Below are 703 nucleotides of genomic sequence, written 5' to 3' on the forward strand. Positions count from 1 at the left end.
GGCTGCGGGCACCGCCGCCGGCGCGTCGCCTGCTTCCAGCGCGCGGATCTTTTCCTGCCGTTCGGCGATTTCGGCCCGGAGCACGGCAATGCGCGCCTCGGGGTCGGGATCGGTCTCATGGGCCAGGGCCTCGACCCGGGTGAGCAGCGTGGCCAGGCGGGAGCTGTTCAGGGAGGAGGAAGCTCCGGTCAAGCCGTCCAGATACTCCAGGAAGCGCACTGTCGCTTCGGTGGGCTCGTAAACGAACCGCCCGCCCTCGCGCAAGCGGGAGAGGAACCTGCGGGCCACCCAGTCGTCGGCGTACTGGCGGGCGGACCAATCCTCCCGCAGCGGCACCCCGGCGCGCCGCAGCTCGGCCAGGATGGCGTCGGTGTTGCGGTGGAACTCCTCCAGCGGCAGCTGCGGCCGGGAGCGCGTGAAAGCGGTCCGGAACAGCGCGGGCACCCACGGGCTGGCGGCGGCGAGCTTGAGGCCCGGCGTCGCGGACAAGGCCTGCAGCTCCTGCCAGCGGGCAAGGGCGTTCTGGGTGAAGGACATGCTGTGCTTTCCGCCCGCGGAAGGGAAAAGCGGGCCCAGAAAATCTTAGCCGCTCCAACTGGGCTGACGACGGCGGCGGCCGCCACGGGTGGGCCGTGTCGCCCGGGCTTAACCCGCTGACGACGGCGGCGGCCGTCACGGGTGGGCCGTGTCGCCCGGGGGGGAT

The 703-nt window shown here is 72.1% G+C and carries 1 protein-coding gene; it reads right to left on the reverse strand.

Annotated features, from left to right (window positions below; translation table 11 throughout):
• A partial coding sequence (locus tag AC5RUJ_RS17745) for a DUF3375 family protein (protein WP_494156446.1) occupies positions 1-537 on the reverse strand: 537 nt, incomplete at its 3' end.
• Positions 538-703 lie beyond the last annotated feature (166 nt).

This window comes from Arthrobacter sp. Y3223164 (assembly GCF_059091005.1).